Origin of the sequence: Streptomyces sp. ADI95-17, from assembly GCF_003846175.1 — a bacterium.
Lineage (GTDB): Bacteria > Actinomycetota > Actinomycetes > Streptomycetales > Streptomycetaceae > Streptomyces > Streptomyces sanglieri.
In genome coordinates, this window is the sequence record NZ_ML123046.1 from 1004972 (window position 1) to 1019467 (window position 14496).

At 72.3% G+C, this 14496-nt stretch carries 10 protein-coding genes and 2 pseudogenes; 3 read left to right on the forward strand and 9 right to left on the reverse strand.

All coding sequences use genetic code 11. The annotated features are described in order from the left end of the window. Positions 1 to 99 precede the first annotated feature (99 nt). Positions 100 to 1287, reverse strand: a complete 1188-nt coding sequence (locus EES42_RS18260) for an amidohydrolase (RefSeq protein ID WP_124719246.1) — start codon at positions 1285 to 1287, stop codon at positions 100 to 102. 29 nt (positions 1288 to 1316) lie between these two features. Beyond that, positions 1317 to 2432, reverse strand: a complete 1116-nt coding sequence (locus EES42_RS18265) for an MFS transporter (protein ID WP_206433498.1) — start codon at positions 2430 to 2432, stop codon at positions 1317 to 1319. 240 nt (positions 2433 to 2672) lie between these two features. On the opposite strand from EES42_RS18265, the gene EES42_RS18270 reads away from it, so the two are divergent. Then, complete coding sequence (locus EES42_RS18270; protein WP_124719247.1) at positions 2673 to 3185, forward strand: nucleoside deaminase; 513 nt, start codon at positions 2673 to 2675, stop codon at positions 3183 to 3185. Between the two features lie 57 nt (positions 3186 to 3242). On the opposite strand, the gene EES42_RS18275 is transcribed toward EES42_RS18270, so the two are convergent. Next, positions 3243 to 3647 carry a DUF5997 family protein gene (locus EES42_RS18275; RefSeq protein ID WP_124719248.1) on the reverse strand — a complete coding sequence of 135 codons (405 nt, stop codon included), beginning with the start codon at positions 3645 to 3647 and terminating at the stop codon, positions 3243 to 3245. 58 nt (positions 3648 to 3705) lie between these two features. On the opposite strand from EES42_RS18275, the gene EES42_RS18280 reads away from it, so the two are divergent. Next, positions 3706 to 4503, forward strand: coding sequence for a LysR family substrate-binding domain-containing protein (locus EES42_RS18280; RefSeq protein WP_124719249.1), 798 nt, complete (start codon positions 3706 to 3708; stop codon positions 4501 to 4503). Positions 4504 to 4583: 80 nt separating this feature from the next. Here EES42_RS18280 and EES42_RS18285 read toward each other — a convergent pair whose 3' ends face one another. The 4 genes and pseudogenes from EES42_RS18285 to EES42_RS18300 form a co-directional block, all read right to left on the reverse strand. Further along, positions 4584 to 5912: a geranylgeranyl reductase family protein gene (locus EES42_RS18285; RefSeq protein WP_124719250.1), complete on the reverse strand. Its 1329-nt coding sequence runs from the start codon at positions 5910 to 5912 to the stop codon at positions 4584 to 4586. 251 nt (positions 5913 to 6163) lie between these two features. Further along, positions 6164 to 6508, reverse strand: a pseudogene (locus tag EES42_RS18290) (LuxR C-terminal-related transcriptional regulator); the annotation flags it as partial. A gap of 6 nt (positions 6509 to 6514) precedes the next feature. After that, a pseudogene (locus EES42_RS18295) lies at positions 6515 to 6799 on the reverse strand (DedA family protein); the annotation flags it as partial. A gap of 190 nt (positions 6800 to 6989) precedes the next feature. Beyond that, positions 6990 to 7937: a DUF3048 domain-containing protein gene (locus EES42_RS18300; protein ID WP_124719252.1), complete on the reverse strand. Its 948-nt coding sequence runs from the start codon at positions 7935 to 7937 to the stop codon at positions 6990 to 6992. 712 nt (positions 7938 to 8649) lie between these two features. Between EES42_RS18300 and EES42_RS18305 the strand changes: the two genes are divergently transcribed. Further along, entirely contained in the window at positions 8650 to 10095 is a 1446-nt protein-coding gene (locus tag EES42_RS18305; protein ID WP_124719253.1) for a helix-turn-helix domain-containing protein, read from the forward strand. A gap of 60 nt (positions 10096 to 10155) precedes the next feature. Here the strand turns inward: EES42_RS18305 and EES42_RS18310 are convergent, their stop codons facing one another. Then, positions 10156 to 13641 carry a M28 family peptidase gene (locus EES42_RS18310; RefSeq protein WP_124719434.1) on the reverse strand — a complete coding sequence of 1162 codons (3486 nt, stop codon included), beginning with the start codon at positions 13639 to 13641 and terminating at the stop codon, positions 10156 to 10158. A 241-nt stretch (positions 13642 to 13882) separates the two neighbouring features. Beyond that, positions 13883 to 14422, reverse strand: coding sequence for a hypothetical protein (locus EES42_RS18315; RefSeq protein ID WP_241196442.1), 540 nt, complete (start codon positions 14420 to 14422; stop codon positions 13883 to 13885). Positions 14423 to 14496 lie beyond the last annotated feature (74 nt).

The following is a 14496-nucleotide window of genomic DNA, read 5'->3' on the forward strand; positions in this document are numbered from 1 at the left end:
GCCGGGGCGTGCGGGGGACGCCCCGGCCGCACCGGCGTACGGGGACGGCCGCGGCGGGACGTGTCAGCCGGCGTCCGGACCTGTCCTCAACGACCGTTATCAGACCCGGAGTTCGCCGTCCTGGACCACCACTTGCCCACCGGCGACCACCAGTTGCCGGCGCGGCGAGCGGACCAGGGCGTCCTGGACGTTCTCGGCGTCCAGCAGCACGATGTCCGCCCGCGCCCCCGCGACGATGTCGTGGGCGTCGCGGTGCACGAAGCCCGCCGCCCGCGTGGAGGCCAGCTCCACCGCGTAGGCCAGCTCCTCGTCGGTGCGCAGACCGTGCAGCCGGGCGAAGTTGAGCGCGACGCGAAGGATGTCGCCGTCACCGTACGGCGACCACAGGTCCCGGATCCCGTCGGTGCCGAGGCCGATCCCGACACCGCGGTCCCGCATCCCGCGCCAGGGCAGCGGCGCGGTGCGGACCGGCGCCACGGTCGCCCAGGAGACACCGGCCTCCTCGCAGGCTTCGAGCACTCGCTGCTGCCGGTCCGCGGGAAGCTCGCCCAGGGCGAAGCCGTGCGAGACCGTCACCTTGCCCCGCAACCCCAGGCTCAGGGTGCGCTGGGCGATGAGCTCGATCTGGAAGGCGCCGAGCTCACCACCGTCGTGCAGATGGATGTCGAGCCCGACACCGCGCCGCTCCGCGATGCCGAAGAGGCCGTCGAGCTGCGCGACCGGGTCGCGGTCGATCGAAGCGGGGTCGAGGCCGCCGATGGCGGTCGCCCCCGCCTCGGCCGCCCTGTCGAGGAGGTCCAGCACGCCGGGACGGCGCATCACACCGTCCTGCGGGAACGCGACGATCTCCACCTCGATCGCGCCGCCGAACCCGGCGACCGCCTCGCGGACCACCTCGATACCGCGCAGCCCGACGCCGAGGTCGACGTCCACATGGCTGCGTACCGCCGTCGTGCCGTGCCGGAGGAACTCGCGCAGCACGGCGGTGGTCGAGGACGGGCTCGGGATACCGAGCCCGTCCCGCTCCGCGCGTTCGTGGGAGATGCGCCCCTGGGTCGTGGCCTCGCCGCCGTAGGAGACCCACGGCTGCCCCCACCAGCTCTTGTCGAGATGGGCGTGCGCGTTGATGAAGCCGGGCAGGGCGAGGAGACCGTCGCCGTCGAGGCGAGCACCCTCGCCGCCCGCCGTTCCGGCGGGCACCACGGAGAGGATCTCGGCGCCGGACAGCACGATGTCCACGGGCGCCGCACCCCAGGGGCGGACGTTCGTCAATATCACATGAGCCATGAAGTAATGGTATACCAAACGGCTCGACGTCAGTCGGTCGGCCGACGGGTGACGGTGCCGCGCCGGGCCGTGAAGGCGAGCGGCAGTGTGGCCAGGGAGAGCGCGGCCATGACCATGAGCGCCACGGAGAACGAGGCCCCCGTCGCCAGATATCCGACGAGGAGGGCGCCCAGTCCCGTACCGGCGTCGAACCCGACGTTCCACACGGCGCTCGCGATCCCGCTGGACCGGTTGTCGACAGCGGCGAAGGCGTCGACCAGGGTCAGGTTCTGCAGCCCGCCGTAGCTGACCCCGACCAGGGCCATCCCGGCCAGCAGCGGGACCGGGGCCGTCGTCCCCGGTGTGGCCACCGCCCAGGCCGTCAGGATGAGCCCGGCCGTCGTGACGATCACCAGCGGCCGGCGGAACGGCCCCGTCCCGTACCGGTCGGCCAGCGCACCGAACCGCCAGCGGGAGAAGGCCGCCGTCCCCGTCAGGAGCAGCAGTCCGGCCAGTGTCGCGGTGGGGTCGCCGCTCATCTGCGGGGCGAAGGTGATCAGGGCGCCACCCGCGGTGGTGACCCCGAGCAGAAGCAGCATCGGCCGCAGCAACGGAAGGTACGCGGCCCGCTTGTCCCGCACGGCGTCCTGGCGGGGTGCGTCCTCGGACCCGGCCGGGCGGGCATCCAGCCGGCGGGCCAGCCGGAGTGCGGGAGCCACGCCGATCAGGGGCAGCGCGCCGATGGCGAACACGACCCCGAAGCCGAGGTTCTGCGCGGCCCAGGGCGCCGTCGACACCAGGATGAACTGCGGCCCGGCGATCGCCAGACCGTACGCACCGATCGCCTGCCCGCGCCGCGCGGGCTCGACGAGTTCGGCGACGGCACCGGCGCCGCAGACCGTGAGCACCCCGAACCCGAGTCCGCGCACCGCGGCGAGGGCGAGCACCACGCCGAGCTGCGCGGTCAGCAGATGCAGGAGCGGGGGAACGCCGAGCAGGACCATCCCGCAGGCCAGCGTGGTGCGCCAGCCGAGGCGTCGTATCGCCGTCGGGACCAGGGACTGGGCGAGCACGGTGCAGAGCATCAGGACGGCGTTGACCGAACCGGCGCCGGCGGCATCGGCCCCGCCGTGCACGGCCCAGAGCGGCGCGGTCGGCAGCAGCACCGGGTATGCCCGCGAAGCCCGTCGCCGTCAGGAGCAGCAGCGCGGGCATACCCGGTGCGTTCCAGACCGTTTCCCGCGCGGCGCTGTTCGCCGGTGCGTTCCTCACTGGCTCGTGCCTCCGTGGCGCCGTCGGCGGACCGGCTGTCGCGGCCGGCCGGCATGCGAAGGAGGGCCGCGACGGGGCCGCCCACCGTGACGTGAATGGTATACCGAATATGGCTCGGCTGTTAGCCTGGTGCCATGAGCACAGTGAACGAGCCGCAGTCTGTCACAGAGGGGGACCGCGAGTTCCTCCGCCGTTGCGTCGACCTCGCGCGCGAGGCGCTCACGGCCGGCGACGAGCCGTTCGGCTCGCTCCTCGTGGACGAGCACGGCACGGTCCGCTTCGAGGACCGCAACCGGGTCCGGGGCGGCGACGCGACCCGCCACCCGGAGTTCGAGATCGCGCGCTGGGCGGCCGAGAACCTGTCTCCGCAGGAGCGGCGCACCAGCGTCGTCTACACCTCCGGCGAGCACTGCCCGATGTGCAGTGCGGCCCACGCCTGGGTGGGCCTGGGCCGCATCGTGTACGCGTCGGGCTGCGACCAACTCGTCGCGTGGCGCCGGAGCTGGGGCTTCGACGCGGGGCCGGTCGCGGCCCTGCCGATCAACGCCGTCGCTCCCGGTGTCCCGGTGGCGGGACCCGATCCTTCACTCGCCGAAGAGGTCCGCGCGCTGCACGCCCGGATGCTGGGCGTGGCCACCGACGGCTGAGGGCTTCCCCGCCTGCCCCGCATCAGGGGCGGGCGGCTTCGCCCGGGACGGGCTTCCTCAGGAACGTGCCTCGTCGGCCCGGTCCTCGCGGGCCGCGTTCTTCTCCTTGATCCGCACCGCTTCCTTGCGGACCTCGGCCTGGGTGGTGCGCTCCTGCCGGAGCCAGTCGGGGTCCTCCTTCTTCAGCGCCTCGATCTGCTCCGTCGTGAGGGCCTCGGTGACTCCGCCACGGGCGAGACCCGAGATCGAGACACCGAGCTTCGCGGCGACCACCGGCCGGGGGTGCGGGCCGTTGCGTCGCAGTTCCTGCAGCCACTCGGGCGGATCGGTCTGCAGTGCGTTCAGCTCGGTGCGCGAGACGACACCCTCCTGGAACTCGGCGGGAGTGGCCTCTAGGTACACACCCAGCTTCTTTGCCGCGGTCGCGGGCTTCATCGTCTGGGCGGTCTTGTGCGACGTCATACGGACAAGGGTATCGAGCATGTGCGCTACCTCTGACCAGGGCCGGTAACCTGGCGGAGTGACAAGCTCGGAAGAAACCCCTTCGTTCCGGCTCGCGTACGTCCCGGGGGTGACACCCGGAAAGTGGGTGCGGATCTGGAACGAGCGGCTGCCCGGCGTCCCGCTGACCCTCGTGGGGGTGTCGGCCGCCGAGGCGTCCGACGCGCTGCGGGGGCGTGCGGCCGACGCCGGCCTCGTACGGCTGCCGATCGACCGGACGGCCCTCAGCGCCATCCCGCTCTATGCCGAGACGACCGTGGTCGTGATCCCGAAGGACCACATCATGGCGGCCGTGGACGAGGTCCCGGCCGCGGATCTGGCCGACGACATCGTGCTGCACCCCCTCGACGACGTCCTCGACTGGCAGGACCGCCCGGGGCGGCCGGCCAACGAGCGTCCCGCCACCACGGCGGACGCCGTCGAGCTGGTGGCGGCGGGAGTCGGGCTGCTCGTCGTACCGCAGTCGCTCGCCCGTCTCCACCACCGCAAGGACCTCACGTACCGGCCGGTGCCGGACGCCCCCGAATCGCGCGTCGCGCTGTCGTGGCTGGAGGACGAGACCACCGACCTGGTGGAGGAGTTCATCGGCATCGTCCGGGGCCGCACCGTCAACAGCACGCGGGGCCGCCCCAAGACCCCGCCCCAGCCGAAGGACAAGCGCGCCGAAACGGGCGGTGCCGGCCGGAAGCCCGCAGCGGGCAGGACGGCCGGCAAATCAGGTGGGAAGCCGGGCGGGAAGGCGGGCGGCAAGAACCCGCGGAGCGGTTCGGCCGGGGCCAAGGCCGCCAAGCGCGGCAAACCCCGCCGACGCCCCTGAGACGTGCCCGCGGCCTTCTCGTACAGCCCTTCTGCCCCCGTGCGCGGGCAGAAGGGTTCGCCGCGCGGACCGGGCCCGGCTCAGCGCCTGCGCCGCACCTTCGGTTCCGGGACGAGACGCACGACGCCGTTGAGCAGATGGTCGACCAAGTCGTGCGAGGGCTTGTCGGTGAGATTGGTGAGCAGCCGGGCCAGGGTGTTGAGCAGGAACGGCGACCCCATGACGTAACGGTTGAGGACCGGCTGGAAACCGGAGCGGCTGAAGATCAGATCGGCCGCCGTGTTGCCGAGGCGGTAGTAGCGCCCCCAGCGGCGGTTCATCTCGACCGGGTAGCCGTGCAGCACCTGCTCGCGCCTCGGCCCACGGGGCAGGGCGAGGGCCAGGGCCGCGGTCTCGGCGGCGACCTCACCGGCCTCCATGGCCTGGCCGATCCCCTCTCCGTTCCAGGGGCTGATCATGCCGCCTGAGTCGCCGACGAGCAGGAGCCCGCGGGTGTAGAGGGGATGGCGGTTGAAGCCCAGCGGAAGGGCGGCGCTGCGGACCGGGCCCTCCGCGTTCTCCTCGCGCAGCCCCCAGGCCTCGGGGGTACGGGCCAGCCACTCGTCCAGCGTGGCGCGCAGGTCCGCCTTTCCGTGCCGGCGGTGCGGCAGCGCGCCGAGGCCGACGTTGACCCGGCCGTCGCCCATGGGGAAGATCCAGCCGTACCCGGGCAGGTAGTGATCGCTCCCGGGGAACCGGAGATCGGCCCACAGCTCCAGATACTCCTCCGCGGAGCGCTCGGGGCTGCGGTAGTAGCGGCGGGCGGCTGTCGCGATCTGCCGGTTCCTGTCCCGCTGGAGACCCATGGCGAGGGCGAGACGGGCGGAGGCGCCGTCGGCGGCGATCACGATCGGCGCGTGGAAGGTCAGGGGTTCCTTCGCCGCGGTCGTCGCCGTGACACCGGTGATGCGGCCGGCCCGGTCGGTCAGTGGCTCGGTCACCTTCACACCGCTGCGCAGCCGCGCTCCGGCGGCGACGGCGTGCCGGGCGAGGATGTCGTCGAAGTCGTGCCGGCTGCGCGAGAGACCGAAGTCCGGGTAACGGCCGAGCGCGGGCCAGTCGATGTGCACCTGATGCTCCCCGGCCACCCAGCGCATGCCGCGTGAACGGGTCCACCCCGGAGCCTTGATGTCGACACCCATCCTGATGAGCTGGTGCACCGCACGCGGCGTCAGACCGTCCCCGCACACCTTCTCGCGGGGGAAGTGCGACTTCTCCAGCAGCAGGACATCGACGCCCGCCCTGGCGAGGTGGAAGGCCGCCGCGGATCCCGCGGGCCCCGCCCCCACCACGATCACCTGGGCTTCCTCGTCCGGGCCGTGGCCGGACCGGGCGTTGGACCCGGACCGCTCTGGCGTCGTTTCCCGCATCGGGAACCCCTTCCTGGAGCCGGTGCCGTACCGGGACGGCAGTCATCCGCTTCATCATCGATCAAGGACGGCCGGTGTGTGACCCGGTCCGGAAATCCGGCACCCTCATGAGGGAACCTCAAGACGCGGACCGTCCGAAACCACGGCAACTCACCCTCGCCGGTCGACAACTCGGGTGAAAGGGGCGGACAGCGCTCCGGTGAGGGCGTCGCCCGGCGGAACCGATCCACGGCGTCCGGCCGCAGGCTCCGCTACGACTCCAGATAGCGCAGCACCGCGAGCACCCGTCTGCTGTAGCCGGTGGTGCGCGGCAGATCCAGCTTCTCGAAGACCGAGTTGAGGTTCTTCTCGACCGAACTGAGCGAGAGGTGCAGCTGCTGCGCGATGGCCGCGTTGCTGCGGCCCTGCGCCAGCTCCTGCAGCACGGTGCGCTCCCGGGGAGTCAGCCTGGCCAACGGGTCGGCATGCGTGGTCCGCACCACCAACTGCCGTACGACCTCCGCGTCGATGGACGCCCCGCCCGCGTGGATCCGCTCCAGCGACTCCAGGAACTCGTCGACCTGCGCGACCCGGTCCTTGAGCAGATAGCCGACCCGCTAGTGCATCCGCTCGCGGCCGAAGAGCATGCCGATCCAGTACAGAGCCACCGCCCCCACCACCGAACCCAGCGTGGTCCAGAACAGCGCGGAGGCCAGACCGATGACACCCTGCCCCGCCGCGAACCCGGTCAGCGGGAGAATGACCTCGCTGGGCAGCGGCGGAAAGAGGTTCTCCAGGGCGATGGCGAGGCCTGCACCCGGACCTCCCATGGTGTCGACGAGGCCGGCCGCCCAGCCGGCGACACCGCCCGCGGGTTCCTGGGGAAGACCGAGAATGACGAGATCCATGAACTGACTCCTGGCCGTTGTGGTGAGGCACGAGAAGTCCGCCGCGCCTCACCGGCAACGCTAGGAACCGGCGACCGGCGCCGGTACGAGGATTGCCGCCGCACCGGATACGGTTCTCCGCACCCGACACCCTCCGGTTTCCCGTAACCGTGGTTTCACGGCGACGAGTCGGCCGGACCCGCCGGTCGTGTCACTTCGATGCGAAGACGATCCAGACCTGGCCCGGGGCGAACGTCATCCGCTCGCCGTCCCGCGTGGTGAAGGAGGTCGCCGCATCGTCCGCCGGGCGTGACCACTCGGCGTCGTACTCCTTGCCGTCGCGCAGCACCACGGCGGAGCCCGAACCCACCGTCTCGGTGTACGGGGACTTGCTGCCCCACCGGTCCTGATACAGCGAGGGGCGCACCGTCACGTACTGCACCACCACATCGGCCGCGGCGAGCCGGGTCCCGTCCGCCGTACGGGCCGGGGCGCCGTCCATGGAGACGAGCCACCGGCTCCGCTCGGCCGACCAGGTGAACGAGAAGCGCGCGGCCGGATAGCGCACCGTGCGAGCGGCGACGGCCTTGCCGCCCGGCACGGCGGCGGCGAATCGCAGCCCGATGTCCTCGGCGGCGTTCACACCGGTGGCGGTGTGCGAGGCGCGCGCGGGGCGCAGATAGAGGTTGTGGGGCGCGGCGCGGTCACTGCTCCGGAAGTACGCGTCCGGGTCCGTCTCGGGGGTCAGCGGGTCCAGCGGGGCCGCCGCGATGGCCGGAAGGAGCTTGGACTGGGCCCCGGAGAAGGCGAGCGTCGGCCGGTCGAACTGGCGGAGCAGCTCCAGGTCCGTCTCCCGGGCGCTGCGCACCGGGCCGACCACGCCCGGCAGCCGGGACGAATAGGCGGCGAGCATACGGCTGAGACCGGCCTCGACCTGCTCCACATAGACGATGCCGGCTTTGTCGAGCCCGGTCTGCGGGCGGGCGGGACCGACGTTGTCGATCTTCACGGCGAGCACATGGGCGCGCGATCCGGCAGGCTCGGAGCTGCTCGGTGCGGAAGTCGTTCCGCCGCCCTGGCAGCCCGCCAGCGCGGCGACCAGCAGTGCCAGCGCGACCGCAGAGGCGGCGCCCGGTCTCCGCGTACCGAATGAGTGCATGACGGCCGCCCTTCCGAGTCGGCCGACGCGACGCCTCCGGCTGCGGCCGCTCGCCGCGACGGTCCCTGCCCATCATCACGCAGAAGAGCGCTCCAGGGGTGCCCACCGGACCGGGCGGGCGGTGCTCGGCGACCTGGGGCGAGGTGCCGGGCCCTGAGCTCAGTACGGCAACGGACGGCCCGACGGGGTCCGCAGATCGAGGGGCGGCGGGCGGGACGGAATCTGCGGTCGTCGGACGATCCTGATGCGGCCCATTGCCACCACCCCCCTGTCGGTTCCCGTCATATGCCCGGCGCGCGACCCGTTCATGCGGCCCCCGCGGGAATCTTCCGGCCATTGGCTTCGCCTGGCCGGAACAACCGGCACCGACCGCCGTGGGGCTGCTCGGGCTCACCGGGATCAACGAGGCGGGGCGCCGTCCGGGTGAACACCCCGGGCATGCTGAACGCCGGCCCGCAGGGCCCCCGGTGGCCGCAGCGATCCGCGGCGCCCTCACCCACCGCAACCGTGACGGCCCGAGGCCATCCGGTGGACCGGACCCGGGTGGCCGGGCGGCCCCTTCCGACCGGCCGTCCGGGCAAGGGAGTTGCGCGGTGGCGCCGTCTTCCCGCCGCACAGGGGACAGCGCCACCGCGCGCTCGCTATCCTTCCCGGCTATGAGCCATGAGCATGGCACAGGTGGGGAATCCGGTGGGGCTCCGAGGAGTTCCGGGTGACCGAGGGCATGGGCCCGGCGCCCGATGCCCGTACCGCGGAGGCATGGCGAGCCTTCGGCACCCGGCTTCGCCAGTGGCGCAGGCGCGCCGGGCTCACCCAGGCCCAGGTGGGGGCCCGCGTCGGCTACGACCACACCGCCATCAGCAAACTGGAGCACGGCACCCGCAGGACCCCGCTGCCGCTGGCCCGCAGGCTGGACGAGCTGATGACGGCGGGCGGCGCCCTGCTCGCCGCCTGCGAGGCGGCCGAGGCCGAGGGAGCGGGCCGCGCGGGCGAGGACGGCGTGGGAACACTCCCCCCGCCGGCCCCCGCACGACAGGGCCCGCTGCCCGGGGAACCCGCGGGCGGCACCCTGCTCGCGATGCTGCCGCCGGACACCGTCCTGCCCAGCAGGCTGCCCAGCTACGGGCTGATGTGCCCGGTGCACGGCCGGGAAGGCTGCACCGTCCCGGTGCTCGCCGATGTCATCGCCCTGCACTCCGCCTTCTGCTCGCTCGGCCCGGCCGACGCCTCGCACCCCGCACTGGACATCGACACGGTGCACGCCCTGACGGCGCTCCTGGCCGTCTGCCTGCGGGCCGACGAGGAGCGTGCCTGGCCCGGGGCGACCGCGGTGGTCGAGCGGACCCTGCACGCGATGCTCCGCTGGATGGCCCTGCCCGCGGCACCCCACCAAGGTCAACTCGCGCCCCTGGCTGCCGAGTACGCGCAGTCCGCCGGCTGCCTGCGACTGCTGTGGGGCCGCAACGCGACGGCGATGGCCTGGCTCGACCGCTCGCTGGTCTGGGCCCAGCTGGCGGGTCATGTCGGAACGGAGGTGGCCGCGCTCAGCGACATGAGCACCCTGGCCAGGCTGGAGGGCGACGGCCCGTCGGCCCTCGCCTACGGGGGCGCGATCCGGCAGGCCGCCGCAGGCCGGTACTGGGCGGGCGCGATGAGCGATCTGTACCTGGCGCGCGGCCACGCCGTACGGGGCGACGCCCGGCAGACACTGGCCCACATCGACCGCGCCTGGTCGCAGCTGGACCGGGTCGGCGAACAGGACGAGACGGAGGCGCCCTGGCTTTCCGTCGCCTCCGTGCGCCTGCGGGTGGAGTCCGGCGCAGCCGGGGCGCTGCGGGACCTGGCGGCGGCGACCGGGGACCGCCGCCTGGCGCTGCGCGCGGTGGGCGCCGCCCGCTCCGCGCTCGGTCTGCTCCCGCCGGGCATGCACTCGGCACGGATGCTGTTCCAGATACGGATGGCGGACGCCCATGCCTGCGCCCAGGACTCGCAGGCGGCGATCGCCATCGCCGGTCCGGTCCTGGACACCACCGAGGTCACCGCGTCGACGCTGCTCGGGCAGGAACTCCGGGGCCTGCACACCCGGTTGGCGGCCCGGCACGACAACCGGCCGGAGACCGACGACTTCACCCGCAGGCTGGCGGCCGTCGTCCGGTGACGCGCCGGAGGCGGGACGTGTGTGCGCACGCCCCGCCCCGGATGGTGAACGCCCGTGGAATCAGCTCGCGTTGAGCGTCACGTCGTCCACGACGAAGCTGGTCTGCAGATAGGCGTCCTCACTGCTGGTGAATCCGAGGGTGACCGTCTGGCCGGCGAACGCACCGACGTCGAAGGTCTTCTGGGCGTAGGAACCGGCGGCGTCCACGTTGGAGTACGTCGCGAGCGTCTTGGTCCCCAGCTTCACGGTGAACGTGTCGTACGCGGTCGGGTCGCCCGCCGACTCGTCCGTGTCGGTCCGCAGATAGAACGACAGCTTGTACGCCGAGCAGCCCGACGGAACGGTCAGCGACTGCGAGGCGGTGTCCGAGTGCGTGGAACCCCAGCCCCCGAACCAGGCCGTGTACGCGCCCGTGTGGGCCGGCCGCTCCGACGTCCGGTTGTTGATCACACCGTCCGACTGGGTCCACGGGGCGACGCCGTCCTCGAATCCGCCGTTGGCGACGACCTGCTTGGCCTGGCAGGTGCTGCCGCCGCCACCGACGACGAGCGAGTACGTGGTCGTGTGGGTGGCCTTGCCGGTGCCGGTGACCGTGATGGTGTACGTGCCCGCCGCGGCCTGGGCCCCGGCGGAGACGGTCATCGTCGAGGAGGAGCCCGACTGCACGGACGCCGGGGCGAACGAGACGGTGACGCCGCTCGGCGCGCCGGAGGCCGTCAGCTGCACGGACTGCGCGGAGCCGCCGGTGGTCGCCGTGGACACCGTGGCGGTGACCGAGGCGCCCGGCTGGACATTGCCGGAGACCGGCTTCACCGAGACGGAGAAGTCGTCGGCGGGCGCGGTGCTGCCGACCGCGGTCTTCCACACGGTGTACGCGACCCCGTCGGCGCTGCGGTCGAGCGCGGTCGCGTTGATGTTGGCCGTGGTGTCACAGGACGAGTGGTAGCAGGAGTCGTAGGAACGGCCCGCCGTGCCGCCCCACTTGGCGGCCTGCGCCGACGTCTTGGTGTCGCTGGCGCCGGTCGCGTACCCGGAGGTGGGGATGCCACCCTGCTGGAAGGAGTAGTCGTCGGACCGTCCCTGGCCCTCGATGTTCTCCTCCGGCGAGAGGTTCAGCGAGTCCCAGTACTCCTTCATCGGCGCCGAGGCGGCCGAGTTGAGGTTGTTGATGAAGTAGCCGCCGTTGGTCGAGGCCACCATGTCGAAGTTGTAGTACGCCTTGATGGTGCTGCGCTGGGCCGAACCGAGCTGGCCGACGTAGTACTCGGAGCCCTCCATCCCCTGCTCCTCGCCGTTCCACCAGGCGAAGCGGACGTGCTTGGTCATGGTCGGGTTGCGCTGGGCCAGCGCGAGGGCGTTCTCCAGCAGGGTGGCCGAGCCCGAACCGTTGTCGTTGATGCCGGGACCGGCCGAGACGCCGTCCAGGTGGGCGCCGAACATGATCGTCTGGTCGGACGGGCCGCCCGGCCAGTCGGCGATCAGATTGTTGCCGCGGTAGGAGCAGCTGGTGCAGGTCTGCTCGCTGACGGTGTAGCCGGCGGCCTGCAGCTTGCTCTTCACATAGGCGACGGAGGCCGTGTAACCGGCGCTGCCGGCCCGGCGGTTGCCGCCGTTCTGGGTGGCGATGGTGTTCAGCTGTGTGAGGTGCGCCTGCACGTTGGCGACGCTGATGTCCGGTGCGCTGCCGCCCGGATTGCCGCCCCCGTTGTCGACGGTCAGGGTGTACTGCGCGGTGTGGCTCTGGGTGCCGTCACCCTTCACCGTGAAGGTGTACGCGCCGGGCGTGGCGTTCGAGGACGCCGACACGGTCATCGTCGAGGAGGCCCCGGCCTGCACCGACGACGGGCTGAAGGCCGCGGTGACACCGCTCGGCAGGCCGCTCGCCGTCAGGGCGACCGACTGCGCGCTCCCGGAGCTGACCGCGGTCCGCACCGTGGCCGTCACCGAACTGCCCGGCTTCACCGAGCCCGACCCCGGGTCCAGCGACATGGTGAAGTCGTTGTTGCCGCCGGCGGTGCAGGTCGGGTCGCCGCTCTGCGCGGGGACACTGATGGCGTCCCAGGCGGCCTTGGTCCGGTCGAAGAGCACACAGCCGGGGTCGAGGTTCTTCGCGGCGGTCAGTGTCGCCGTGCGGTAGCGCTTGTACGTCATCCCGCTCGTCTTCAGCAGCATGCCGCCGTAGAAGACCTTGCCGGCGCTCTGGATGCCGACGCCGGTGACCGAGGAGCTGTTGCAGGTGGGGCTGGACGGCTTGCCGCCGCCCGGGTTCGAGCCCTCGGCCAGCAGGTAGAACCAGTGGTTGAGCGGACCGGCCGCCGCGTGCTCCTCGGTGTTGGGTATTGAGGAGCTGTAGCAGTTCGGGTCACCGATCTGGCCCGGGTTGTACATGATCCGGATCGGCCCGTCACCGACCAGATCGATCTTCTCGCCGACGGTGTAGTCGGGGTCGTCGTACGGCGCCGGCTCATTGGTGTACGCCTCGGTCAGGGCGCCCATGATGTCGCCGGTGGCCTCGCCGAGGCCGGACTCGTTGTTGGCGCCGCCGGGCGTGTACTGGTCGATGCCGTGGCCGAACTCATGGCCCACCACGTCGATCGCGCCGATCCACTGATTGGCGTTGTTGTGGCCGATGGAGACCGACGAGCCGTCCCAGTAGGCGTTGACGTCGTTCAGCCCGACCTCGACCGGCCAGCTGCCGCCGTTGCCGTTGTGCCCGTTGCGGCCCAGCCAGTCCTTGAGCATGTTCCACTCGTGCTGCGCCGCCCACATGACATCGACGCAGCCGGTCTCCTTGCTGGAGGCGTTGCCGGTGCCCCAGGAGTCGCTCGACTTGGTGAAGACACTGCCCGTGCTGTAGTCGGCGCAGCTCAGACCGGGCCGGTTGGGGTCGCGCAGCGAGTAGCTGCCGCCCGAGGCGGTGGTGTCGATGGCCAGCGGTGACGGGCCGTTCCACTGGCTGTTGCCGGTGCCCGCCTTGACGTCGTCGTAGCTGTCGATCACCTTGCCGGTGCCCGCGTCGACGAAGACGTGCAGCCGGCTGGGGGCCTTGGCGGTGCGCCCGGTGAGCACCGTCTCCCACGCCAGCCGGGAGGACTTGTCCGTGGCCCGGACCACGAGCCGGCGCGATTCCACCCGCTTCACCGTGCGGAGCTTCTTGCGGGCGGTGGTCTCGGCCGCCTTCGCGGAGACGGTGGGCGCGGTCGGCACGTTGATCCGCCGCGACACCGCGGACTGGGTGCCGCGGACCCGGCCCTCGGAGTCGGCCACCACGACGGCGTCCCCGCCGACGACCGGCAGGCCGCGGTAGGTGCGCTGGTACGCGACGGAGTACATGCCCTTGACCCATGGGGTCACCATCTGGCGCTCGTACCGCTCCTCGGGCCCCTTCGCCAGGGTGTCGAGACCACTGGCGACCGCCCGGTCGGCCGCCGACACGGCGGCCGAGAGCGCGGAGGGGGCGGGCGGGGACGGTTCGGCGGACGCCGGCTGCCCGCCGGTGACGACCAGCATTGCGGCGAGGACGGCCAGGGTCGTCCCGGCCGTCAACGGTCTGAGTTTCATCGAGGCTCCTTGACTCGGGGGGCCTCGATCACGGGCAGCCGCGTACGGTGCGCACGTGCCCCGGCCGTCGCCGGCCGCCCGCGCCCCTGGTGTCCGTGATCGAGCGACCGAACACTCACACGTCGTCATGGACTCGTCAACGAACTGCGAAGGACGCGGGGAGACTTGGCAAGTTTGGTCAAGCCGCGCTGGTGGGATCGCACAACACCGGTGACGGGCGGGGCGGTCACTCCAGCCCGGAGGCCGTGAACACCGCCCGCGCGTGTCTGCGGTCGATCCGGTCGGCCAGCTGCCGCAGCGCCGTCACCCCGCACCGCAGCGTCCCGCGCTCCACGCAGCCGCGCACGTCCTCGTCCAGCCGGTGCCACAGCGCAGGGTTCGCGAGGAACACCTCCGGGTCGACCTCGACCCGGTGGCCGTCGGCATCCCGGAGCACCAGCCGCTGGGCGATCCCGTCCGACCAACGCGCCGACACCAGCCGGTCGGTGCACACGGTCCGCTCGTGCAGCAGTCCCCGCGACGAGAGCCATCCGGCACCCGCGCGGACCCGTGGCGGCACCAGGACCGCGCACAGCAGGGCGGCGAGCCCCGTCCACAACAGGGCGCGCGGCCAGGTGAGATGGCGGGCCGCCGCGTCGACGGCCAGCAGCAGCCCGAGGAGTGCGACGGCGCAGTGGACCGCGAAGCGCAGATCCGCGGCCCAGCCGTGGTCGTGGGCGGTCATGCCGGGGGGAGACGGCCACCGCAGGCCGATGTGGCGTTGCATGACAGCGACGCTAGACAGCCGGCCGGCCCGTACGCGCTGCGTTGACGAACCGCTGATGCCGGGGCGCGGGGTCC

What these genes read in the sequence shown, in the direction of transcription:
- EES42_RS18260 (WP_124719246.1), bottom strand. Translation starts at nt 1,287, where the DNA reads ATGGCTCATGTGATATTGACGAACGTCCGCCCCTGGGGTGCGGCGCCC.
- EES42_RS18270 (WP_124719247.1), top strand. Translation starts at nt 2,673, where the DNA reads ATGAGCACAGTGAACGAGCCGCAGTCTGTCACAGAGGGGGACCGCGAG.
- EES42_RS18275 (WP_124719248.1), bottom strand. Translation starts at nt 3,647, where the DNA reads ATGACGTCGCACAAGACCGCCCAGACGATGAAGCCCGCGACCGCGGCA.
- EES42_RS18285 (WP_124719250.1), bottom strand. Translation starts at nt 5,912, where the DNA reads ATGCGGGAAACGACGCCAGAGCGGTCCGGGTCCAACGCCCGGTCCGGC.
- EES42_RS18300 (WP_124719252.1), bottom strand. Translation starts at nt 7,937, where the DNA reads ATGCACTCATTCGGTACGCGGAGACCGGGCGCCGCCTCTGCGGTCGCG.
- EES42_RS18315 (WP_241196442.1), bottom strand. Translation starts at nt 14,422, where the DNA reads ATGCAACGCCACATCGGCCTGCGGTGGCCGTCTCCCCCCGGCATGACC.